We start from the raw sequence: 21,814 nt of genomic DNA, 5'->3' as shown, positions 1-21,814 counted from the left end.
GTAAATTCTCTCAATGACAACATCTCCTAAAAATGAAGTCTGGACAGTCTTTAAGCGCCTTCTCGGCTATTTGAAACCGCTTAAGAAAGTACTGTTTTTTGCCGTTATTGGCTTAATCATGTATGCATTAGTTGATGCCACATTTATTGCCGTCATCAAACCTTTCATTGATGAAGGTTTTGTCGGGCAAGCAAGTCAAACAGCTTCTGGCGGCCTAAGTAATCTTGATCTTGGTACGAGTGGTGGCTTTAGCTCTAGTAGTGACGTGTTACTGATCGCTCCTATTGTGGTCATTGTGTTGTTTAGCCTACGTGGCTTAGCAAACTTTCTGTCGACCTATTGCATCGCTTACATGAGTGCTCGAGTGATAATGGATATGCGCCAAGAGGTGTTTGAACATTATCTGACTTTGCCTGTGAGTTATATGGACAATGAGAACACGGGTAATCTTATATCCCGCGTGACCTACGATACAGAACAAATCGCCCGCGCGACGGGTAGTGCGCTGATCACTATCGTGCGCGACAGTATTACGGTTGTCGGCATGATAAGCGTTATGTTCTATTTCTCTTGGAAACTATCATTAGTTATTCTGGTTATCGGTCCCATTATCGGGTTGATCATTGCGGTGGTTAGCCGCCGATTTAGAAAAGTGTCGAAGAATATCCAAGCTGCAATGGGTGGTGTTACCGCCGCGACAGAGCAAATGCTTAAAGGCCATAAGAATGTATTATCTTTTGGCGGTCAGGAAACGGAAGCGCAGCGCTTTGCAAAAGTAAATGATCAAAACCGCTATCAAACAATGAAACTCGCAACCGCTCAAGCGATTAGCCAGCCACTAGTGATGATTATTGGCTCATTTGCGATTGCGTTTATCTTATATGCAGCAAGCATTGATAGCATGAAAGCAGAGCTCACAGCAGGTACCTTTGCGACAATTTTGGGTGCTATGCTGGCAATGTTACAACCCATTAAAAACCTTACCCGCGTTAATGCCGAATTCCAACGGGGTATTGCAGCTTGTACGACCGTGTTTGCATTGCTTGATATCAAGCCTGAAAGGGATAACGGAAAGCTTGAAGTTGAACGTGTTAAGGGTGAACTTGCATTTAATAATGTTGATTTCAGCTATTCTGGGCATGAGAAATTGGCGCTAAACGGTATCGAATTTAAAGTTGAACAAGGTCAGACGTTGGCGTTAGTGGGCCGTTCAGGATCTGGTAAATCGACTATCGCCAGTTTGATCACTCGTTTTTATACGGGGCTAAAATCGGGCGAAATCACCCTCGATGGCGTCAATATTGATGAGTACAAGCTCACCTCTCTACGCAGCCAAATAGCGTTAGTCTCCCAACAAGTGACCCTATTTAATGACTCCATTGCCAATAATATTGCTTACGCCTACCCTGGTGAAGCTACGCGCGAGCAGATTATTCACGCTGCGACCCTAGCGCATGCGATGGAGTTTATCGACCCTATGCCACAGGGGCTTGATACCCAAATTGGTGAAGATGGTGTCATGCTCTCTGGTGGTCAAAGACAACGTATTGCGATTGCGCGGGCGATATTACGTAACTCGCCTGTATTGATTTTAGATGAAGCAACATCGGCCTTAGACACTGAATCAGAAAAAGCGATTCAAGGCGGGCTTGATAACCTAAGACAAAACCGAACTTCGATTGTTATTGCGCACCGATTATCAACCATTGAAAGCGCCGATCAAATTCTTGTTGTTGACCAAGGCAAGATTGTTGAGCGAGGCACTCATACGTCTTTGCTTGCAAAGCAGGGCGTATATTACAACCTGTATCAGATGCAGTTTGGAAGCTAAATGCAGTCTTGGGTAAACAAACTCTGGTATGACGGCCATATACTCAGATTTGCGCTGTGGCCGCTATCAATCATTTTTGCAGCTGTCAGCTGGGTTAGGCGAAAGCTGTATACCCTAGGTGTAAAATCGGCAGTCAGATTGCCGGTTCCTGTGATTATAGTGGGCAATATTACGGTCGGGGGCAGCGGTAAAACACCGATGGTCATTTATCTAATTGAACTTCTACGTCAGCATGGATTAAAGCCCGGTGTCATTAGTCGGGGCTACGGCGCGAATATCGATGGCGTGCGCAGTGTACGCCCTAACGATTCTGCAGCGGTGGTCGGAGATGAACCCGCGATGATAGTCGCCAGAACCTCAGTGCCTATGGTTGTGGGGTCTAAAAGGGGGGATGCCGCACATCAGCTGTTATCAGATTTTGATGTCGATATCATCATCAGTGATGATGGATTACAGCATTATGCATTGGCCCGTGATATCGAGCTGATCATTCTTGATGGTGAAAGGCGTCTTGGTAACGGCATGCTGCTGCCTGCTGGCCCATTAAGGGAAGGGTGTTGGCGTACCTCTACGGTCGATCACGTTATTGTTAATGGCGGGGCTGCTAAAGCGAATGAACAGCAAATGCGACTGCAACCAACACTCTGGCATTCTGTCAGCGCTAATAGAAGTCAATTAAAAGCCCCTGAACCTGAGCAAGCCGTGGTGGCGATGGCGGGTATTGGTAACCCAAGCCGCTTTTTTGATACTTTATCGGACTTAGGTTTCAGCCCTGATAAAGTACAGGCATTTGACGACCACAGCGCTTATACCGAAGCAGAACTAACAGCATGCGCGGGTGAACATCCGTTACTGATGACAGAAAAAGATGCGGTGAAATGTCGCGAATTCGCAAAAGATAACTGGTGGTATTTAGCCGTAGATGCGAAGCTACCACCTTCATTTGATCAACAACTTTTGGCCCGCATTAAACAACTGGTCATAGATAAACAAAGGTAACAGCATGGCATTTGATAAAAAATTACTCGAAATTGTTGCTTGTCCAACGTGCAAAGGAAAGCTTGAATATAATAAAGAAAATAATCAGCTTATTTGTAAGTTCGATAAAATTGCTTACCCGATCAATGAAGGCATTCCTGTATTGCTTGAAAACAAGGCCGTGCCGCTGACTGAAAGTTAATCCCATTATGAGCCATTTTCAGACCTCTTACTGATAGGACAAATTTTGGCACTGGAGTGACATATTACAAAAAAGCGCTATTTAGCGCTTTTTACTTTCCGCCACTCCAATGTGGCTTAGTCGTGACTCAGCACGTACAACCCGCTCGCGTAACCCTCTATTTATAAAATGAATATCTGAAGTTGTTAAAACGAGTCATCATAAAATGATACTTTTTGACGTATCTAGGCTTAATATCTGATAACAATTCTCTATCATGGTAGCTCGAAAATCAAACAGACTTGGCCAGCTATACCTTTTCAATTACTTAGCGAACAGTCAGGTTAAAAAATGAGCGATCGATCAAAATTTAACCATATTCATTTGTTGTTCCGCCAACTCCTTTGCTAGTATGCCGTCAGTTTTTACTGGTCAGCCCAGAGCTAGCATGCGCTATAGCTCTCTGCACATGATGATTTAATAATCCTTGTATCAGAAAATTCAAAATAAGAAATCTGTCATTAGATCGATTTAGTTAGGTAAGTTTTACTTTTAGGGGAAATGATTTTTGAACAAAGAAAATGCCATAGTGGCATCGAACTCGGCTGCCAATTTTTTAAAGTTCCCAGCCACGGCATTACTGGTTTTTTCAGCCATCACTTTTTCCGCATCTTCGTTTGCTTCATCTGCACACGAAGAAACACATGCTAGAGTCGGAGCTCATGAGAGAGCTTCAGCCCAAGGTCAAGCAAACCGCCAAACTAGAGATAAACAAGTTTCTAAGCAACAAGTCGAAGAACAGACCTTGATGCTTGCTAATCGTATGGCTGAGTTTCGTCGTGCGAAAAAATCAAATAAGAAGCAGCTTAAGCAAGAGTTAATTGCGTACACTCAGGCCCGCCAAACTCTGCTCATCGACTTAGTTAAAACCGATCCCTCTGCGGCAGTGCGTGCAGTGTTGCCAGTATCTGCCAGAGCCGGTATGCCGGAGGACATTCTGGCTATGTTGACTCAGAAGCGTGAGCTTAAGGGTGAGTTGGAAGTGGTATACGTGGATTATGAAGATGGCAGTCAAGGTCACCTGCGTCATTCGTTAATGACAGATACCGGGCCCGTTGATCTGCACCTGTCCAAGAATAGCAAATTTGATGAACTGAAAACGGGCGTTCGTGTTAAAGCTACAGGCTGGATGTTCAACGGCTCTGATGCCGATCAAATTGATTCAGCTTTAGTGCTCAATGATGAGCTAACGAGTTTACAACTTCTCGCTGATACGGCGATAGCCAGTGTCAGCGAGACTACATTGTCGGGTACATTGGGTGAGCAACGTACACTGGTTATTCTGGTAAACTTTCAGGACAACACCAGCGAGCCTTGGACTGTAAAGGAGGCTGAGGAGTTAGTCTTTGGTACCGTCAACAACTTTTACCAAGAAGCATCTTACGGCCAAACTTGGCTCAGTGGTGATGTAAATGGCTATTTCACCTTGCCGATTGATGCAACGTGTAGCACCAACTCAATCGACAATTATGGACGTCAGGCGGTTATCGATAGTGGCATAGATACCGCGAGTTATGATCGCTGGGTGTATATCTATCCCGAGAACACTAATTGTGGCTGGACGGGCCAGGGAACAATCGGTGGCAATCCTTCACGTGCTTTCATCAATGGCTCGATGACCCTGCGTACCGTTGGCCATGAGTTGGGCCATAACCTTGGGCTACATCATGCCAAAGATCTTGATTGTTCTGATGGGGTATTAGCGGGTCGTTGTTTGTCATTTGAATATGGCGATACTATGGATATCATGGGTAAATCTGGAATCACAGGCCATTTCAATGCTTTTAGTAAGCAGCAACTCGGTTGGATCACCTCTTCAGCGGGCGAAGTTATCACTGCAAGCAGTGATGGTAACTATCTGTTGGATGCCTATGAGACAGCACCGACGGGTGCAGCCAAGGCACTTAGAGTACGCCGCGGTAACGATGCTGTTACTGGTCAACCGCTGTGGTATTACCTCGAGTATCGTCAGGCAATTGGTTTCGACAGTTTCTTAGCCGATATGAGCGGTATAACAGATGGCGTGGTATTGCATCTGGCGACTGAGAACGACATGCAGAGTAACCTGTTACTCGATATGACACCTAACAGCGGCCTTAATGATTTCGATGATGCAGCATTGTTGGCTGGCACCAGTTATCAAGATCTTGATGCTGGCGTGACGATAACGACTGAATGGACCGATACTACCGGAGCGAGCGTCAATGTTAGCTACTCAGGTCTAAGCTGCGTTAAGGCTAATCCAAGTTTGTCATTGCTACCTAATGAAAGTGCTTGGGTAGAGGCGGGCACTGCTGTGACCTATAGTGTATCGGTCACCAACAATGACAGTGCTGACTGTGCAATGTCTGATTATGATGTGTCAGCGCTTGTTCCTAATGGCTGGACGGCGACACAAAAGAGCCTCAGTTTATCAGCAGGGCAGAGTGGTACAGTGACACTTAATGTGAACTCATCAAGTACCGCAGCCGATGGTTTTTACGATATTGCAATCAGTGCAGCAGACCTTAGTGATCGCAACTACGCTCAGACGGGGATGGTGAGTTATGTTGTGGACTCTCCAGCAGCGGTGTGCGTAATGGCTAGCCCAAGATTTACCTTGTCGGTCGACAGCAGTGGTGAGCTCGCATCGGGAGCAATAGCAACCTATCGCGGCACATTAACCAGTCAGGATAGTAGCAGCTGTGCCAGTAGTGATTTCGATGTGACAGCTAACGTTCCTGCCGATTGGCGCTCTGACAACCTTGTGGTGAGTTTAGCACCGGGTGAGAGCCGCAATATTAGCTTAAATGTGGAGTCATCCACAGTGGCTAAAGACGGCACTTATGATTTCGATTTAAGTGCTCAAAATAGCGTAGAAAATAGCTATATAGGCAATGATTTAGCGAGTTATACCGTATCAAACCCACTCGCGACATGTACGCAAACAGCGCCTACTATTGTGGTGTCGAATCCTCAGGGAGCAGAAGTGGTAGCCGGCACGCAGGTTAGTTACAGTGCTACTGTGACCAGTCACGATAGTGAAACCTGTTTGGAGGCCAGTTTTGATGTATTTGCCGATGTCCCTACAGGCTGGAGCGCGAGTAATACCAAGGTGAACCTCGCACCCGGTGCCAGTGCTGTGGTGAATATTAGCATCACCTCTGATGCAGTAACGGCCGAGGGTTCATTTAACATCGCAGTTAATGCGCAAAATGCCACTGACACAAGCTATTTAGGCAGTGACAGTGTCAGTTATACGGTTAAATCGATTGCTAATACGGCCCCTGTTGCGGTTAATGACAGTGTCAGCATGTCATCTAAAACTTCGGTGGTTATCGATGTACTTGCCAATGATTGGGATGCAGAAAGCGATGAGCTTATTATCGTCTCGGTGAGCCAAGGCGCAAAAGGCAGTGTACAAATCACTAGCAGTGGTCAGGTGTTATATACACCAGCAAAGAGCTTTAAGAGCAGCGACAGTTTTAGCTATACCATTAGCGATGGTGATATGACGGCAACGGCTTCGGTTAGCCTTAGCCTGAGCGGTTCTAGCGGTGGCAATGGAAATGGTCATGGCAATGGTAAAAAATAGTCTGTGATATCGTTTACATCTTAAGTCAATTCTTATCGATTGCGATATAAAGAGGGCGGCGGTAATTACCGTCGCCCTCTTGCTATGTCACATTTGAATTATGGTTAACTTTTGAGTGCTATCTGTTACTCAATGGTATTAACTTCAACGGAAACGCCGTTGATTACTTCCGTGCCTTCATCGTCTGCTACGATTGCGACTACGCCGTTAACACCTCCAGCTAAGAAACTGATAGCATCAGTATTCTCGATTCCAGGCCTTAATTCTAAGGTAAAGGCACAACTATAGGTATCGGTACCCGAGCCACTGTAACCAAGCACTGTTCCTATGGCACAAGCCGAATAGGAAACTCCTGCATGTTCACCGCCTATTGCGTTACGGAAAATAAAGTCAGCACCTGCAGCACCATCGACAACGTCAACGCCCATAACAGTAAGATCTGTTAAGGTCACATCTTCGAAACCGCCATTAGATAGCTCTAGCACTACTAGCATACTGGTGGCAAACGCCATATCAGTATCTGGAGCCAGTGGTGTAAAGGTCACAAGAGCGTCATCCGATGCGTCCACATCTTGGCCGTCTTCATCGACACCTCTGATGGTGGCCGTATTTAGATGGGTGTCACCGGCGTTACCTTGCAGACTCTTGGTGATATCACAACTTGCATAATCGCCAGGTTCTAATACAAAGCCACTAAGGGCTGTGTCAGCGATAGGATTGCCATTCACACTGTCGACCATACAGTCACCGGTTAGAATACCGAATGGCACGTCGACAAGACTGCTGAAGGTCACATCATCCACACCTGCAGCGTTAACGGTAAAGGTAAAGTTATAGCTAACATCGCTATAGTTGTTTGGATCGTCACCGGTTTCTAGTACCTCGGTTGGTGTCGCTGTTTTAACCAGGGTGATAGACGATGGCACATCGCGGATATCAACCATTGCTGAGTCATTACCCGTTGCTTGATCAAGCTCATCATCTACCGCTGTAGCTGACACTACATTGGAGTGCAGATCGCCCGCATTGCCGCCAATGAACTTAGTGAAGGTACAAGTGTAAGTACCATTTTCGGAGATACTGGTGGAAAGTGCGGAACACTCATCGGCTAGAAGATCACCAAATACGGTGTCATTTAACGCGGTTAGCGTCAGTGGAGAATCCCAGAACTGGGCATCATTGTCGACCGTAATGGTAAACAGAACATTAGCACCCGGTTCCAAGACTTCCGTTGGGTTAGCGGTCTTGGTTACGGTAATCGCCGGTGCCAGATTGGTGATCTGTACCGTGACTTCGTTACTACAGTGATCGCCTGCAACGCTACTTGGAATAGCTGCACAGCTATCACCGTCAGTGACGATATCACCGTTCTTATCCAACAGAGCTAGCTTGACTAAGTCATCATAGAACTCAGGGCTTTGATCATCGGGCAAGTCTCGGTCGACAATATGTACCGTGAAGGCACAACTGTATGAGGCGCTAGGCAATATTTCACCGCCGTTAGCAGGTTGTGAACAGTTGCTTGCAGTCAGGTACACACCGTCTACCAAAGGCAAGACAGTATCTAGACCACCCCACAGATCGACCGTTCTGTCGAAGGTTCCTTCGCCGCCAATATCAATCTCATCAGTGAGTGATGTGATAAACAGTGAGGTCTGCGCATTAGGGTTAGTAAAGGTCATGGTATAGTCAAATGTGCCGCCTGGCTCAGCGCGAGATGATGGGTGGCCAATGGCTAGTGCTTTAATTACCGTTGGTGGAGCTGGTTTAATAAAGACATCGATATTAAAGGTGTCACAGTTACATTTGGATTTGTTGTTGGGGATCTGCCCAGCGTATGGATCTTCTCCATAGGTACAATTACTTCGTTCGATGTTATCCCAAGCCGCACAGTAAGTGAAGTCGGCGCGATTGTCCTGATCACCATCCGCACACAGCATGGTGATGGTCTCACCCTGTAGTACGTATTCATCTGGGCCATTTGCCTTGGTGATGTCACCACATTGATCGCCGTCTAACTGTACATCAGCGGTCTCGCCACTGTCACCCGGGATCGGTAAGATCATACTACAGTCACGCAGACCGGGACCATGCACGACCTGAGGGCTTGCATCTGTCAAAGGGAGATAGAAGGTGGTATCCCAACGCGCGTTGGCGTTGGTTCGTACGGTCACATCTGCCTCGAAGGAGAATACGTCACCTAAGTTACATTCCGCGCTAGGGTCGGTCGGTGTCACCCTAGTGATCTCGACGTCATTTGCGGTACAGTTAAGTGCATCCTGCGCTAGCTTATTGCCATCTTTCATGAGGTAGGCATCGGCCATACAGTACTTTTCAGTCGGTTCGTTCAGAGCGAGCCAGTCGTAGGCGCCAGCGTTGGCGGTCGTCAGACTCGTGACACCATAGAGGCTTGTTGTACTTATCAGCGCAATACCTAGCGCCCTGATAAGCTGTTTGCATTTAAATCGTTTCATAATATTTACCATCCTATAAGTGAATACGGATAAAACGTGCTAATTACTTGTTGTTTATTAACAACTTTAAACAAAGTTGTTGCTTGGGGTGTTTCAATATTTGGCGTAAAAGCATGGTTGCGCCATGGTTGGCATATTGCCGATAAGGCTGATTACCTGGCTGAAACAAGCGTTTATGACTGGGTTACAGTGAGGTTTATTTCAAACTTATGGTTAAAGAGTAAGCAAGCGTTAGGCCGTTTTGGTAGGTTATTGAATATGTTGATTAAAAACTTAATCGGCTGCGTTTTTAATGCACTTCTGTATCGTTGATGTAACAGCGGCTAATGAAGATTTATCTTAAGTGGTTGTTTGTAAATGATTTGGTTGTAAAGCTGTTCACATTGGCGCTGTAACGCCTGTTACAGTTGCTGTTGTAATACAGAGTAAACAGACTGGCTCAATTGTTGTTTTGCAGAATAGGTTGAAAATATCAATTGGAAATATATTGATCATATTCGGGTTGTGGGTCGTGGTAGACGTAACTTTAGCTCGGTTTTAAATTTAATGAGCAGCGGGGCAGTTTGGCTTGGGTAATAGTGAAAGTCAGGCTGGAGTCATAGAGTCAGTGCAATAGAGCTTTATAAATAGCAGCTCTGTAGTTAAGTGGGTTTAGCGGCTAGGGTAATGGCTGGCCCTTTAACGGATTTTACAGTACCGGATCTTAATCACCGAATTGAGCTGTTATCAAGGTGATAATCCGTTGATGTAGAGTTATTGATAGGACAATTGCCAGTAAGAGATTGATATGAACTGTACTGGCATTGTGCAATCTAATATTGCAACGGATTAACCGATAGCGCCTTCTTGCCTGTGGCTCATTAATCGTTTGCTGCAGGCTTTGCGAGCAGGTCATCGATAAGTAAGGCAAAGGTTTCATAACTTTGCGCGCCAACGACAAGTTTTGGACTTATCAATTGATTGTTTTCAACTCTACCAATGATGAAGCTTGGCGTGCCTCTAATCCCTAAGGAAGTGCCGTAGGCGACATCTTGCTGTATTTTGCTTGCTATCGCTTCATCGAGCAGACAGCTGCTAAATTTGTTCATGTCTAAGGATAAGCTGGTGGCTGCCTGTTGATATACCTCATCACTGAGTTGCTTCATATTTTCAAATAGTGAATCACGCATAGACCAGTATGCACCCTGTTGTAGACTGCAATTTGCGGCTATCGCGGCCCCCTTGGCTTTTGGGTGAAAATTTAACGGGAAATCTCGAGTCAGGTATTGAACTTTACCGGTATCGATGTAACTGGATTTAAGTTTAGGAAAGGTTTGGTCGATAAAACGTTTGCAGTAAGGGCACTGGTAATCAGAAAACTCAATAATGGCAAGTTGTGCGGTTTTTTCGCCCAATAAGGGCAGAGTGCCATTTGCCGTTAAGTCAGTTTGAGTGGGCAAGGTTTTATATTGCGGTTTCTGTGAGCTCATTGCGATGGTATGTATATCGTTAACTTGGCTGCCTATGCGACTGATATCCTTTTTCAATAGGCTAACGTCTTGCTTGAGTGAGCTTATCTCCTCTTTTAATTTTGCGTCACCTTGTGGCTGGCAAGCTACAATAAATAGCGATGTCAGGATTAACACAATAGATTGTTTTTTATATCTTAACATTGCCGCGATCCTCGATGTCTAAATGAATGTGGGTTGCTATTGCTAGAGTTTGATTTTGCATTTTTTAATGAGACGATAAAAAGTCGTTCTGGATATTTTTAGTTCGCGCGCGGCGGCTGATATGTTGTGGTCATTACGTTTGATAGCGTCTAGTAGCAGTTCTGTATCTATCTCAACTCTATGTTGCGCTAGGTTGACGATGTCGCTTCCATCTGACGGATATTTTGGAACTTTGATCCCTAAGTCCGTTTCGCTTAAATTTTCACTCTCGGCCATAATAATGGCACGGTGTATACGATTTTTAAGCTCTCTCACATTGCCTGGCCATTCATACTCAAGCATCGCCGCCATCGCTTGCGGTATAAGGGCGTATGGTTGGTGGGTAGGACTATATTGATGAAGGTACTCCTTTGCGAGCAATGTAATGTCAGCTTTATGATCTCTGAGGCTAGGCGCATGAAGATGTAATATATTGATCCGGTAGTAGAGATCTTCTCGGAAACGTCCCTCTTCGATTGCGGTTTCTAAGTTAATATGAGAGGCGAATATAATCCTACAATTAATGGTAATTGTTTTACTGCCACCTAAGCGTTCAATGATGTGCTCTTCCAGAAACTGTAATAGATTCACTTGCGACTCTAATGAAAGATCACCAATTTCATCAAGAAACAAAGTGCCATTGTTAGCTCGTTCTATGTGGCCAATATATTGTTTGTCGGCGCCAGTGAAGGCGCCTTTTTCATGGCCAAACAGCTCTGAGTGGATCAAACTGGCAGGTAAAGCCCCGCAATTGATGGTAATGAATGGACCATTGCTACGTTTTGATTGGCTATGAATCAAATGTGCGCACAGGCCTTTACCCGTGCCCGTTTCTCCACTGATTAAAACCGCCTCATCGACCTTAGCGACTTTAGCTATATTTGATCTTAGTGTATTGATCAGGCCTGAGTTACCTAATAACGGGTTTTCATGGTGAAGGTGATTAACTGGCGGTGGACTTTGTTGCTTTAATCGCGCCATACCATAGGCATGACCTAATGTTTGGTTGAAGTGTTCCCAGTCGATGGGTAGATGATGATAGTCGGTGAAGTAACGGGGTAGACACGATGCTAATTGATCATTATCAAGCGTGCTGTCCACCGATATAGCCACCCATATGAGGTTGTCTTGGGCCTCATTAAGCGCGTTGATAGTATGCAATACTCGTTGCAGCTGAGTCGCTGATATCAGCGCTATAGCGACATGGAAATTATATTTTTGCAACGATTTTATAGCAGCCGAAAGCGTATTGGCATGGAAACAGCGCCAATGAAATTGTTTAAGTTCTTCTCCGCAGCAAATCCTTTCACTTGTGAGATCGAGTATTAAAATATCTCTATAAATGATATCTACTTTATGCTGGAATTTGTTCACGATATTCCCTTAGAGGAATGCTGTGTCAGTACTGTGATAGCGAAAGATTAATGGTTAAATTCTAGGAAGGATTAGAGGGATCGCAAGTCAGTTGTAAAATAATACGCCATATAATTGACGGGTGGCAATGTTTTAACGCTGCTAATGGTGATAACACCCTCATATTATGTTGATGTTATCTTTGTAGGATAAATTGGTATTATGGATTTAAATGCTAGAGGCCTTGGTACAAGGTCTCTATCCATTGTTCTTCAGAGATAAATTTCCAACTCCAGTCTTTCCATTTTTCAGGCATACCTGTTGCCTTTAATTGATCTAAGGTTAGGCCTGATGCTTTTTGGTCTTTCATCCAGTTAATTGATACATCTAACATGTGTTTAAAGCGTGTTAAATCACTTTTGTTAGCTAACGCACCATGACCTGGAATGACTTTGGTTTGTGCGTCTAAGTCACGCAATACTGCTGCAACATTATCTCGATACCCCTCAACAGAACCGCCAGCGTTCAAATCGATATAGGGGAATTTATCCTTAAAAAATAGATCGCCCATATGAACGATATTGTCGTTACTCCATATAACCACACTGTCTCCATCGGTGTGGCCAGGTCCCATATGGCGAACCTTTAAAGCATCACCATTAAAATGTACCGTAATGCCTTGTTCAAAAGTAATAACTGGTAATGCATCAGCTGTCGTTTTACTGTCTGAAGCCAAGCGTTTTAACACATTATGGTGCGCCATAATGGTGCCATTTTTTCCAAAGTGTGCATTGGCGCCAGTATGATCGCCATGGTAATGGGTGTTAATAATGAATTTTGGCGCTCCAGCTTGAATTTGATTAAGCGCTGCAGATATTTTGTCGGCAAGTGGGGCAAACTGGTCGTCAATAATAAGTATGCCATCGGTTCCTGCGGAAACACCAATATTGCCGCCAGAGCCAACAAACATGTAGGTCGTTTCACTGAGTTTTATGGGTTTTATTTCGACATCTTTAAATCTATCGTCAGCGCTAGCCAAGTTGCCCAGTGTCAGTGCAAATAGAGTGCAACTGAGCAAGGACGATTTGATGATTTTAGGGAGCATTGTCATATTTTAAACCTTACATTAAGCGGCTTTCTGTATTTGACGATGTTACAGGTAGGTTAATTTTATTGCATTAGTTATCTGCACAGTCGTGCCAAACGATAAAAGTGTTGGTAGGTGTTTAGAGCTGTGTTTTTAAATTTGAAAACTCAAATGCTGAGAGTTTGCGCTTTTATAACTAAGTGTCGATATGGCTGAGGCCTTCGAAAACAGGGACGTTTTCGTTGAGCTCACAAGGACATGATTGCAGGTCATTGGGATCATTTAGGCCAAAGCTAACTTTCTTTTGGCCAAAAGTGTGTTGGCGAATAATTTCATTCGCTCGTGTTACACGTCGTTTTTCCATAGAAAAAAATCAAGTTATGGGTTATTCATGTCTTTGAGTTTTGTTCGAAAAAGACCTTAAATTGTAAGTGTTGCTAAATTTTACTCTGTTCCTAAATACAAGGGTCAGTAATGATGTTGAAGGATTATATTTTATTGGGCTTCCTTGGCTTTATACGGGAGGATCTGCAGCATCGGGATGGATGGGTAGATGCTGAATGCTTGATATTAATATTATTTATAATCAATGGCTTTCGTAGCGGCTCCTGATTTTTTTATTTGTAGTAAGTTGATAACGTTTGGCTATAGTGTCATCGTTTAATTATACCTGTAAGCATCGTGGCGGTAGTACATCGCCACGGCCTATTTCTTAATTGTAGAGCAGGTACTTTTACAGCGAGGGAGGCATTTGAAAATATGAATTAAACAAAAATAACGCTTAAAATAATACCTTCTATCCCCTTTAAAAAGGCCGCTGAGATAGCCGTAGGTAAAAACAGTATCAGTAATATTATTTCATTAGCCACTCACGTGTTACAACATCGATGTCTTGACCTTCCCGAGATACTTTGTAATCAAGTTCGGCAATAATTTCATTGGAAAAACACAGGTTATCCAACTGTACACGTTGCTCTGAAGTAAATTTATACGCTTGATCTTGGCGCAGCAGCAATACAGCGCGATCAACTGTGCCTAATAAGCCTTTCGGATCGGCAATTTCTCGAATATTAAATTTGTGGTGTAAAAACTGCGGTTTCCAGAGGGGGACAATAAGCCACTCCTTATTCGCAACAGCACGTTCAAACGCACCAAAGCAATCTTCTTCTGATCCTGTATGAAAGTGATAACCGGCTTCGTTGAGGTGATATTTTTCCATCATTTCGATAGAAAAACGAGAGATACCCGCCCCTGGATTAATACCTTGAATGTGTTTTATTGTACGCGACAGTACATGAGGCTTCAGGAGATCACTCACTTGTGATATAGCCTCGGTTGGTACGTAATCAGGTACCCCCCAATGTGCGTATGGCTCATAGTGCAGGCCTAATTCTATTAATGGTTCAAGCTCTTCAACATCTGCTTTATAAATTCCGTGACTTGAAGGCAACCAGGCAGAAGAGAGCATATCAACATCACCAGCCTTGAGATTTTCAAAATTAGCCTGATGCGAAGCATAGCGACGAGTAACGTCAAAACCCATATCAGATAACACATGTGCAATGATAGCCGCTGTAACCCGATGAAATGAAAGATCGGTGACTCCAATAGTAATAGTTTTAGACATAATGAGTACCTATATAAAGTTTGGAGGTATGCCAATATTGCAGTGTGCATTTGGTATGTCAGTATATTAATCTGTAATTTGGAGGTTTTAAACAGGATAATAATTGAATTATTATCAAATATAGATTGATAATAAGCGTTCATTTACGAGTATATAATTTGGTGCAGCAAGCACGGACAGCTAATGTTGTCATGTTAATAGTTGATGGATGTTAAATCGCTGAACGTTATCTTTATCAGCCCACTTCAATGTGCTGGAAAAATACAAGAAGTTGCATTTTTTGAGGAGAGGCATAAATATAGCGATGATTAGCTATCGCTAAGTTGTGCTTTAACTGGGTAAGGACTTGGTTGATTTATACTGTGAAAATGCTTGCTTCATTTATCCTAAAACTCCAGCATAAAAAATCCGAGCACTATGACTAGAACTCGGATTTTGATACTAATACTTAATTAGCTAACCACTAGGTGGGTGGTTTATTTTGCTAGCAGACCACGGCTGCGTAGTAGTGGGTCAATACCCGCTTCTTTGCCACGGAACTGCTTATATAGCTTCATAGGGTCTTCACTGCCACCTTGCGATAACACGTTATTTCTAAAGGCATCTGCAGTGGCTTTATCGAAAATACCATTCTCTTTAAAGGCTTCAAATGCATCAGCCCCTAAAATGTCAGACCAAAGGTAGCTGTAGTAACCGGCAGAGTATCCGCCTGAGAAGATATGTGAGAAATAAGTACTGCGGTAACGCGGTGCAATCTCACTGATAAGGCCCATTTTGTTTAAGGATTCAGCTTCGAACTTAGCCGCATCTTTAGGCATAAAGTCGGTCACTGTGTGCCAATCAAGATCAAGTTTGGTCGCGGCCATATATTCAACAGTGGCAAAGCCTTGGTTGAATTTGCTCGCCGCTTGAATTTTCTTAACAAGCTCTTGTGGGATCACTTCACCTGTTTTGTAATGCTTTGCAAACTGCGCTAGCACTTCAGGTTGTGTCATCCAGTTTTCCATCACTTGAGATGGAAACTCAACATAGTCGCGAGGCACTGAAGTCCCTGCTTGTGAACGATATTTAACATCAGACAACATGCCGTGCAATGCATGACCAAATTCGTGGAATAACGTACTAGCTTCATCAAATGTCAGTAATGCAGGAGCATCACCAACGGGACGAGGGTAGTTAAGTACGTTGACGATGATAGGCTTAGAGTCAACGCCATTCATGTTGTACTGTTGGCGATAAGAGTTCATCCAAGCGCCGCCACGCTTACTGTCACGGACATAATAGTCGCCCATGAAAATAGCCATGATCTCGCCATCTTTGTCATATACTTCCCAAGTACGCACTTCGTCGTTGTACTTTGGCAGATCTGTACGCTCTTTAACGGTAATGCCGTATAGGCGGTTAGCCGTATAAAATACACCTTTAAGCGTGTTTTCTAGCGAGAAGTAAGGGCGAGTTTGTTGCTCGTTAAAGCTATATTTAGCCACACGGATTTTATCTGAGTAATACCACCAGTCCCATCCTGCTAGCTTAAAATCACCGCCTTCAGAATCAATTAACTGCTGCATGTCTGCAACTTCAGCTTCAGCTTGAGCTAACGCTGCTGGCCATACTTTATTTAATAGGCCATAAACATTTTCAGGCGTCTGAGCTGTGCGCTCTTCTAATACAAAATGAGCATGAGTCTTATAACCCATGAGCTGTGCGCGCTCGGCGCGAAGTGCAGCCATTTTGGCTAGGATTTTTTTGTTGTCATGCTCGTTATTGTTGTTACCGCGCTCAACATAACCTTTGTAGATCTTTTCGCGAAGTTCACGGCTATCTGCATAGGTTAAAAAAGGCGTGATAGAGGGACGTGAAGTGGTGAATACCCATTTGCCTTCATGGCCACGTTTCGTCGCTGTTTGAGCGGCAATACTGATAACATCTTCAGGTAGACCAGAAAGATCATCTTTACTGTCGATAACCAATTCAAAAGCGTTGGTTTCCGCAAGTAAGTTGTCGCCAAACTCTAGGCTTAACTTGCCTATTTGATCATTTAAAGCACGTAGCTTTGTTTTGTCGGCATCATTTAGGTTAGCGCCGCCACGAGTGAACGACTTATAAGTATCAGCTAATAGTTTTGCTTGAGCTACATTCAGGTTTAACGTGTCACGTTGGTCATAAACAGCTTTAACTTTTTGGAACAATGCGTCGTTAAGTAATACGTCATCGCCTGCGGCTGATAGCATTGGTGACACTTCTTTAGAGATAGCTTGCAGCTGCTCATTAGTGTCGGCACCGGTTAAATTGTAAAAAACACTGGCGACTTTAGTTGTTAGTTCACCAGAAAACTCCATCGCTTCGATAGTGTTTGCAAAGGTGGGAGCATCTGAATTATCGATAATCGCTTGAATTTCAGCCTGATGCTGTGCAATACCAGCTTTAAAAGCCGGTAAATAATGTTCTGCTTTGATTTTAGAAAAATCTGGGATGCCAAAATAGGTATCATATGGCGCAAAAAATGGATTGCTCGCATTGTTTTCAATAATTTTCTGAGCAACAACATTAGGTGCTATTTGGCTGTCGCTGCTGTTATTTGCACTGCTGCATGCGCCAAGAGAGAGCGTGATTGCAATGGCTGCAACCAATGGTTTAAGGGTAGATCCCTTCATATTTTAAATCCCCGATTCTACTTGTTTTAATTTTCATCAATATCTTTGCATTGACGTTAACGTCATTAAATATCACGGTTGGACATGTTAAATCTATTAAAAAACCGTATTGTTTGTAACAAATATTTTGATTGGTTACTTTTTATCACTTTAATGGCAAAAGTTATGGCAAACTTGGCGCGTTTTCGAAATATAATAATAAAATGGATGACTATGAAACGTTTACCTTTGCTATTTATCGCTTTATTTTGTTTGCCTACCTCTGCCGTTGAACCTCAATCTGAACAAATTGCCGATTATGCTGTTGGTCATTATGCCGACGAGATGGTGACAAGCCTGCAAAATTTGGTCAAATTCAATACTGTTGCGGTTAATGGCAAAACGCCCGATACCAACCCAGAATTTATCGGCTTTAAAGATGAGCTTAAAAGCCTAAGCCAGCAATTAGGCTTAGATTATGTTGATCATGGCTACGTGATCTTAATCGGACTGGGGCAGCAGAGCGATAAACTGGGGATTATCACCCACGGAGATGTACAACCGGCTAATCCAGCGTTATGGCAGCAAAGCCCTTATGAACTCGATATGACATCAGAGCCAGGAAAACTCATTGGCCGCGGTACAGAAGATGATAAAGGCGCCATTGTCACGGCTATGTATGCGATGAAGTCGATAAAAGACCATGACATTAAGCTTAATAGGCGCATAGAACTGATGGTTTATTTGGCTGAAGAATCTGACTGGACACCACTTAAAACGTTTTTGACGACTTTTACGCCCGCGGATATTAATATCACCATTGATGCAGAATATCCGGTTGTCACCGCGGAAAAAGGCTGGAGTAAAATTGAATTTGTGATCCCCAAAGTCACTGATGAAAATGTGACAACGCAGCGGCCAACGCTTAATCAGTTTTCAGGAGGTTATTTTGGTAGTCAAGTACCTCAACAAGCCCAAGCAGAAATTAGCTTTGCAGATCAAAAGCTGATTAATCAATTAAAACAGCAGGCAACAACCCAGCAAGGGATGCATTATCGTTTTGAACAGCAAGGCAGTCGTTTACTTATTTTTGCTGATGGCAAGGCCGCACACTCTTCAACCCCTGAAGATGGTGTTAATGCTGTCACGCATTTGGCGCAGTTACTTGCCATTCACCCGTGGCCGAAAACCACAGCCTCGTTAACTCAACTTTTTATTCACGAAATGATAGGGATGGGCATTTATGCTGAGCAATTTGGTGATATTGCTTATCAAGATGACTTTATGGGGCCGATGAGTTTAGCGCCGACAATTGTAAAATCAGGCGAAAAGGGCACTCAAGTGATGATTAACCTGCGCCGTCCTCTGGGGAAAACGCCTGAGCTGCTTGATAGCCAAGCACATGCAGCCCTAGAAAACTGGCAAGCCAAGCATCAGGTTAAGTTAGTCGGTCTGGAGACCTATTGGGGAGAGCCAATGGTGATGAAAGACGCGCCGCAGCTTGATACTCTACTTGACGTTTTTGCCCATTTTACCGGTGTTGAAAATCCGCAGCCAGTGGCTATTGGCGGCTCAACCAATAGCAAATTATTCCCTAATGCGCTGAGTTTTGGACCCGCTATGCCGGGTGTTGAATATACGGGCCATACCGAGCATGAATTTATCACTTACGATCAATTTATGCTGAACCTTAAGATGTATACCGCTGCATTTATCGAGTTGGCTCAGTAGCGCCTTTTGATAAATGGTAGTGAGTGGTCGCCATTCAGCGTTGCTCACAGCCTCTTTTTTGGAAAAAAGGGGTAATAATAAAACTATTTTTCACTTCTACTTAAAGCTGCGGAGCGAGTTAGGTATAATCCTCGCTCTTTTATAGTGAACTATGTTGTGGATTATGACTTAGTATTGATTTCTGAGTTCGTCATAGCGAGTTTCTACTGCAATACGTAGGTACACATTTTACGTGTTTAGCCCGATTATAGAGTTTGGTAAGTAATAGATGACAGAACAGCACATTGAAGTAACTCCGCTGAGTATACTTGCGCTTGATACATGTACAGAGTCATGCTCTGCCGCGCTAACGCACAATAGTTTGCTCTTTAGCGAGCAAGCTGATGCTCCGCGCGAACATAGCCAAAGGTTATTACCCATGGTGAAGTCTGTGTTATCACAAGCAGATATAAAACTGACTGAGGTTGACTTAATTGCTTATGGCAGAGGCCCTGGCAGCTTTACTGGGATCCGGATCTGCACCAGTATTACTCAAGGGTTAGCCTTGGGTCAGTCGTTACCCGTGATAGGTATTTCTACGCTCGCGACGATGGCACAAGCTGCGATTGAAAATGGTGCCAAGCAAGTATTAGCGGCTATTGATGCGCGTATGGGTGAAGTGTATTGGGGACAATATATCAACGTTGATGGCGTAGCAACTCTCGTTAATGAAGAGGTTGTCAGTGCTCCAGAAGCAGTAGTGTTAAGTTTGAATGAAGCTAACACGATTACTGCCTGTGGGACGGGTTTTGAAGCATACCCGCAGTTACTGGCATTGGCGGGAGGCCTTACAGTATGTGAGTTAGCTAAATATCCAGACGCCAAATTCATGGCGATTTTGGCTCAAAAAGGGCATGCTTTAGGACTGAGCACCAGTGTGGATGAGCTAACGCCTGTTTATCTACGTGATACGGTGACGTGGAAAAAACTGCCTGGGAAAGAGTAGCATCTAGGTATCTAAATTAGAGTTTGCGGCGTTATTTTATAAATTAAGGACGATTTGATGCAAATTAATTCAAATCAACTTGCACCTTCAAAAGTTGAAGTTAATAAGTCGATAGGGATAAACCAGCACGCTAAGGTGCCGGTAGATGCCACGGATCCTGTATTGCCAATCCAAGCGCAGCAGTCCTATCAGTTTAATGATTATACTGAAGATGCCGCAGCACTAACATCTAGGCTAGGGGCTCATGTAGAGTATGAAAATGAAACTCAAGGCCACCGCGGTGCAGTGGCTGAATATCTTACTAATCAACATGCTGCCAAGCGTGAAGAGATCCAACAAATGGTGGGTATAGACACCTATGCCTAGCATTCGTCCGACAACTCAATCTTCTCCGCTGCACTCAAGCGAATCTCCTGCTCAGTCCTCTTCAGGTACGCCCAGTCGAAGTCGCTTTTTTCTCGAACTACTGATTGCATTTTTAGTGACTAAACTGCCTTTTATTAGTGTGCCGTTTAAATGGTTAGAAAGTTACTTTCATGAGTTGTCTCATGGTTTAGCAACACTAGTCACTGGCGGGGCTGTGAGCCATATACAGCTGTTTCCTAACGGTGCTGGTTTGTGTTTTAGCCAAGGTGGATGGCCTTTGGTTATTGGTTTTTCGGGCTATTTTGGCGCTGCGTTATGGGGCTACTTAATTTTTACGTTTGCGACTTGGCCTAAAGGGATCCGCTTTAGCTTTGGCTTGTTAGGCGCAGGAGTCATCTTAACGACATTACTTTGGGCTAGAGATCTACTGACGATATCGATATTGGTGTCATTGGCACTGCTCTTTTTAATGCCGTTAAAGCTTAAGCTAAATAAATACTTAGCCACTAGTTTACGCATTATGGCATTAATGGTGATTTTAAATGCTCTTGCTAGCCCTACGGTGTTATTTGGCCTTCAAGGGCAGGGTGACGCCAATATGTTAGCCGGACAAAGCTGGCTCCCTGCATGGTTTTGGGTGCTTGTTTGGTTAGTCACCAGTGCATTCATGTTATTTCTCTGCTGGCGTAGAGTCGACAGTCAAGCGGATAAGCGAAACTCAAAATAATATAACAAAGTGTAAATCTCTGTTTCTTGGGCTTGGATTTTAACCTATTGACTGCTAGGTTGATGCCAGCCTATATGTGGAGATATCGAATGAAAATGAATACCCTCGCTGCAAGTCTTATTCTTACCGGTGCGTTTGGTCTATCAGTTGTTAGTCTAACTGCCGCTGCGCATGTTCATGAAAACACCGCACTAGATACTGCTGTTAGTAGTGACTTCCGCCAAAGTAAGAATGCCGCAAGAGATACTTACCGACATCCAAAAGAAACCATCGCATTTTTTGAGATTGAGCCAACGGATACCGTCATTGAACTCTGGCCTGGCGGAGGTTGGTATGCTGAAATCTTAGCGCCTTACCTTGCAGATAAAGGTCATTACATTGGCGGCAATTTTGACGCTAATCCAAAAGATGAAAAACAACGTAATGGTTATCGCGCCAAAGCCGGTAAAAAGTTTGAGCAATGGCTAAAAGATAACCAAGCCAAATTAGGTAATGGGTCAACGGTAACCTTCGATC

Annotated in this window: 15 protein-coding genes and 1 pseudogene; 9 read left to right on the top strand and 7 right to left on the bottom strand. The window is 43.9% G+C overall.

Features of this window, described 5'->3' with window-relative positions; all coding sequences use genetic code 11:
• Positions 1 to 13: 13 nt before the first annotated feature.
• From msbA to CXF82_RS17705, 4 genes are all read left to right on the top strand, one after another.
• On the top strand, positions 14 to 1,831 hold the full coding sequence (gene msbA / locus CXF82_RS17720) for a lipid A export permease/ATP-binding protein MsbA (RefSeq protein ID WP_101091841.1): 1,818 nt from the start codon (positions 14 to 16) through the stop codon (positions 1,829 to 1,831).
• Complete coding sequence (gene lpxK / locus CXF82_RS17715; protein ID WP_102044682.1) at positions 1,832 to 2,830, top strand: tetraacyldisaccharide 4'-kinase; 999 nt, start codon at positions 1,832 to 1,834, stop codon at positions 2,828 to 2,830.
• Between the two features lie 4 nt (positions 2,831 to 2,834).
• Entirely contained in the window at positions 2,835 to 3,011 is a 177-nt protein-coding gene (locus CXF82_RS17710) for a Trm112 family protein (RefSeq protein ID WP_102038685.1), read from the top strand.
• 547 nt (positions 3,012 to 3,558) lie between these two features.
• Positions 3,559 to 6,624 (top strand): Ig-like domain-containing protein, encoded by a 3,066-nt coding sequence (locus CXF82_RS17705; RefSeq protein ID WP_102044681.1) that lies wholly within the window; start codon positions 3,559 to 3,561, stop codon positions 6,622 to 6,624.
• Between the two features lie 125 nt (positions 6,625 to 6,749).
• On the opposite strand, the gene CXF82_RS17700 is transcribed toward CXF82_RS17705, so the two are convergent.
• The 7 genes from CXF82_RS17700 to CXF82_RS17670 form a co-directional block, all read right to left on the bottom strand.
• Positions 6,750 to 9,098, bottom strand: coding sequence for a hypothetical protein (locus CXF82_RS17700; protein WP_257982812.1), 2,349 nt, complete (start codon positions 9,096 to 9,098; stop codon positions 6,750 to 6,752).
• An 860-nt stretch (positions 9,099 to 9,958) separates the two neighbouring features.
• Positions 9,959 to 10,750 (bottom strand): DsbA family protein, encoded by a 792-nt coding sequence (locus CXF82_RS17690; protein ID WP_102038681.1) that lies wholly within the window; start codon positions 10,748 to 10,750, stop codon positions 9,959 to 9,961.
• 42 nt (positions 10,751 to 10,792) lie between these two features.
• Positions 10,793 to 12,163, bottom strand: a complete 1,371-nt coding sequence (locus tag CXF82_RS17685) for a sigma-54 dependent transcriptional regulator (RefSeq protein WP_102044679.1) — start codon at positions 12,161 to 12,163, stop codon at positions 10,793 to 10,795.
• A gap of 214 nt (positions 12,164 to 12,377) precedes the next feature.
• Complete coding sequence (locus tag CXF82_RS17680; protein WP_180961228.1) at positions 12,378 to 13,253, bottom strand: MBL fold metallo-hydrolase; 876 nt, start codon at positions 13,251 to 13,253, stop codon at positions 12,378 to 12,380.
• 172 nt (positions 13,254 to 13,425) lie between these two features.
• On the bottom strand, positions 13,426 to 13,593 hold the full coding sequence (locus tag CXF82_RS22390) for a hypothetical protein (protein WP_180961027.1): 168 nt from the start codon (positions 13,591 to 13,593) through the stop codon (positions 13,426 to 13,428).
• A gap of 489 nt (positions 13,594 to 14,082) precedes the next feature.
• Positions 14,083 to 14,856 (bottom strand): glycine betaine ABC transporter substrate-binding protein, encoded by a 774-nt coding sequence (locus CXF82_RS17675; protein ID WP_102044678.1) that lies wholly within the window; start codon positions 14,854 to 14,856, stop codon positions 14,083 to 14,085.
• Between the two features lie 476 nt (positions 14,857 to 15,332).
• A complete protein-coding gene (locus tag CXF82_RS17670) occupies positions 15,333 to 17,510 on the bottom strand; it encodes a M3 family metallopeptidase (RefSeq protein ID WP_101091851.1) in 2,178 nt (725 codons plus the stop codon).
• Positions 17,511 to 17,723: 213 nt separating this feature from the next.
• Between CXF82_RS17670 and CXF82_RS17665 the strand changes: the two genes are divergently transcribed.
• The 5 genes and pseudogenes from CXF82_RS17665 to CXF82_RS17645 all read left to right on the top strand — a co-directional run.
• The gene (locus tag CXF82_RS17665) at positions 17,724 to 19,220 is read left to right on the top strand and encodes a dipeptidase (RefSeq protein WP_232775094.1); all 1,497 of its coding nucleotides are present in this window, start codon (positions 17,724 to 17,726) and stop codon (positions 19,218 to 19,220) included.
• Positions 19,221 to 19,488: 268 nt separating this feature from the next.
• Positions 19,489 to 20,205, top strand: a complete 717-nt coding sequence (gene tsaB, locus CXF82_RS17660) for a tRNA (adenosine(37)-N6)-threonylcarbamoyltransferase complex dimerization subunit type 1 TsaB (protein ID WP_101091852.1) — start codon at positions 19,489 to 19,491, stop codon at positions 20,203 to 20,205.
• Positions 20,206 to 20,262: 57 nt separating this feature from the next.
• On the top strand, positions 20,263 to 20,571 hold the full coding sequence (locus CXF82_RS17655; protein ID WP_101091853.1) for a hypothetical protein: 309 nt from the start codon (positions 20,263 to 20,265) through the stop codon (positions 20,569 to 20,571).
• Complete coding sequence (locus CXF82_RS17650; RefSeq protein ID WP_101091854.1) at positions 20,564 to 21,298, top strand: M50 family metallopeptidase; 735 nt, start codon at positions 20,564 to 20,566, stop codon at positions 21,296 to 21,298. The genes CXF82_RS17655 and CXF82_RS17650 overlap by 8 nt, the downstream gene beginning before the upstream one ends.
• Positions 21,299 to 21,387: 89 nt before the next feature.
• Positions 21,388 to 21,814: pseudogene (locus CXF82_RS17645) on the top strand (methyltransferase); the annotation flags it as partial.

Origin of the sequence: Shewanella sp. GutDb-MelDb, assembly GCF_002836075.1 — a bacterium.
Lineage (GTDB): Bacteria > Pseudomonadota > Gammaproteobacteria > Enterobacterales > Shewanellaceae > Shewanella.
This window is presented reverse-complemented; position numbering and strand designations above follow the sequence as displayed.

What these genes read in the sequence shown, in the direction of transcription:
- msbA (WP_101091841.1), top strand. Translation starts at nt 14, where the DNA reads ATGACAACATCTCCTAAAAATGAAGTCTGGACAGTCTTTAAGCGCCTT.
- lpxK (WP_102044682.1), top strand. Translation starts at nt 1,832, where the DNA reads ATGCAGTCTTGGGTAAACAAACTCTGGTATGACGGCCATATACTCAGA.
- CXF82_RS17710 (WP_102038685.1), top strand. Translation starts at nt 2,835, where the DNA reads ATGGCATTTGATAAAAAATTACTCGAAATTGTTGCTTGTCCAACGTGC.
- CXF82_RS17700 (WP_257982812.1), bottom strand. Translation starts at nt 9,098, where the DNA reads ATGAAACGATTTAAATGCAAACAGCTTATCAGGGCGCTAGGTATTGCG.
- CXF82_RS17690 (WP_102038681.1), bottom strand. Translation starts at nt 10,750, where the DNA reads ATGTTAAGATATAAAAAACAATCTATTGTGTTAATCCTGACATCGCTA.
- CXF82_RS17680 (WP_180961228.1), bottom strand. Translation starts at nt 13,253, where the DNA reads ATGACAATGCTCCCTAAAATCATCAAATCGTCCTTGCTCAGTTGCACT.
- CXF82_RS22390 (WP_180961027.1), bottom strand. Translation starts at nt 13,593, where the DNA reads ATGGAAAAACGACGTGTAACACGAGCGAATGAAATTATTCGCCAACAC.
- CXF82_RS17675 (WP_102044678.1), bottom strand. Translation starts at nt 14,856, where the DNA reads ATGTCTAAAACTATTACTATTGGAGTCACCGATCTTTCATTTCATCGG.
- CXF82_RS17670 (WP_101091851.1), bottom strand. Translation starts at nt 17,510, where the DNA reads ATGAAGGGATCTACCCTTAAACCATTGGTTGCAGCCATTGCAATCACG.
- CXF82_RS17665 (WP_232775094.1), top strand. Translation starts at nt 17,724, where the DNA reads ATGAAACGTTTACCTTTGCTATTTATCGCTTTATTTTGTTTGCCTACC.
- tsaB (WP_101091852.1), top strand. Translation starts at nt 19,489, where the DNA reads ATGACAGAACAGCACATTGAAGTAACTCCGCTGAGTATACTTGCGCTT.
- CXF82_RS17655 (WP_101091853.1), top strand. Translation starts at nt 20,263, where the DNA reads ATGCAAATTAATTCAAATCAACTTGCACCTTCAAAAGTTGAAGTTAAT.
- CXF82_RS17650 (WP_101091854.1), top strand. Translation starts at nt 20,564, where the DNA reads ATGCCTAGCATTCGTCCGACAACTCAATCTTCTCCGCTGCACTCAAGC.